Origin of the sequence: Glycomyces salinus (assembly GCF_016428645.1) — a bacterium.
GTDB classification, from domain to species: domain Bacteria; phylum Actinomycetota; class Actinomycetes; order Mycobacteriales; family Micromonosporaceae; genus Glycomyces; species Glycomyces salinus.
In genome coordinates, this window is the sequence record NZ_JAELXW010000129.1 from 1 (window position 1) to 1,789 (window position 1,789).

2 protein-coding genes and 1 pseudogene are annotated in these 1,789 nt (G+C 59.3%); all 3 read left to right on the forward strand.

The window, feature by feature from the left end; translation table 11 throughout:
- Window positions 1-287 precede the first annotated feature (287 nt).
- On the forward strand, window positions 288-707 hold the full coding sequence (locus tag JFB92_RS23025; RefSeq protein ID WP_199044044.1) for a hypothetical protein: 420 nt from the start codon (window positions 288-290) through the stop codon (window positions 705-707).
- 383 nt (window positions 708-1,090) lie between these two features.
- A complete protein-coding gene (locus JFB92_RS23030; protein ID WP_199044045.1) occupies window positions 1,091-1,381 on the forward strand; it encodes a hypothetical protein in 291 nt (96 codons plus the stop codon).
- 189 nt (window positions 1,382-1,570) lie between these two features.
- A pseudogene (locus tag JFB92_RS27095) lies at window positions 1,571-1,789 on the forward strand (hypothetical protein); the annotation flags it as partial.

Below are 1,789 nucleotides of genomic sequence, written 5' to 3' on the forward strand. Positions count from 1 at the left end.
ATCCTCGACTGGAAGCCCTAGCTTCTCAAACAGGCCCTAGCTCTGTCGACCACCGGCAGGACAGCTCTCGACGACGCGCTGACTACGCATCTCAACCCACGATAGCGGCTCCCGGCCTCGGCCGGGAGCCGCTCCCCGCCAGTGTCCCCACTACCCCTCCACCCGAACTAGCCTCGCAGCGCTGCCCCAGCGACCCTGGCTTCCCCCTCATCGGCGTCACGATCACGCTTGAAGGCTCTTCTCCGTTGCCTCTCAACGGATCTCACCCACGATGAAAACGCCTCCTTGTGCACAAGCTGAAACACGCGCCAAGAAAGCTCGAAACCGTGCGAAATCTGTGCATTACCCGTGCCCGCATCGCGCAGAATCAGAACGGCCTCGGTCCCCGAGTGGACCTGAAGGTCAGCGCGCCCCAACCAACGGCTCAGGTGGTTGTGGTCAGCGAAAACTACGGCAATCGAACCGAGAGGAACTGTATGAAGCGTCTGGCGAGGTACGGACTCGCGATGGCAGCCGCCGCGGTCGTCGGCCTCGGCGTTCCCGCAGCGGCCCAAGCTGATGAAATCTACTACATCGGGGCGTATCCCACCGATGCCGAGTGCCAGTACCAACAGGATCTATACGAGGATTACTACGGTGGGTTCGGCTGGTGCGAATCCGACGTGTGGGATGGCCGTACCGTCTGGAAACTGTATCTATACACGTGACTTACAGTCTGCGTTGAAGAATGAAGGAACCTTCTGCTTAATCTGTTGTGCTGCAACAAGAATCACTCGCGGGAGGCTCCTCCACCGAGCATACGAGCATTAGAGAACCTCGCTGAGGTTCTGGGGCAAACGAGACCCCTGCATCGGCCTTCGGGTATCTCCGCCTCTGTTCTGCCGGTGTACCGCCTTGTAGAGACCACCTCTCGCTGCCAAGATGATCCTGATTAGTAGACAGAGGCCGCATCGACTGGAACGGCTACTTCGACTTCGTTCAATTGACGGACGTCCGACTCAACGAAGAACTCATCCTTTGAGGCATCACTATACCAGGTAAGACGCCAACCATACGACTCCTGAATTCTCAATTCTTCGAAGGAGACTCCATGCGCACTTTTTCCCCCCTTCTGACGCCGGACACAGCAGCAGTGCCGGTTTTCTCGTCGCAGGTCCCCGCTGCAGGCGATATCGCCCTAGCATCTGAGAGCGTCGATGCCATCGCGCAATTGCCAGTCGATGTTGGACCTGTCAGCATTGGCACATCATCGTTGTGCCTGGGAGAGCGGCGGTCCGTGGGTGTTGCGTGGGTCGCCCTCGACGGAGACTGCATCACGGTGAACGACCGCTGCGATGACGTGAGTGCGGTCATGGCGCGGGTGAGTATAACGGCCAAATGAGAGGTGAAGTACTGGTACTGTTACAACAGTTCGGCGGTGGGAGTGCACGTACTTCTTCAAGCTTCACGAGACAGAGTATGTTCGCTGCGAGCTCCGGTTCATCCTCCAGCCCCCTCTGTGGCAACCTTTAGTGAGTCATGATCATCTTCTGGTTTAGCCACTGGGCGGGGAAATGGACCGTAGGACCATATGACCGTGTTGACCACCGAGACGTCGAGCCCGCAGACTGGGGCCGTGAGCGATGAGCAGCGCCGGGATCCCGAGGTGCCCGCAAAGGCCAAGCGGCGGACCTTCACCGCCGCGTTCAAGGCGAAGGTCCTCGCCGAATATGAGGCGGCCCCGCAAGGCCCGAAGGGCGCGGTGCTGCGAAAGTACGGCGTTGGCTCCTGGCATATCTCGGATTGGCGG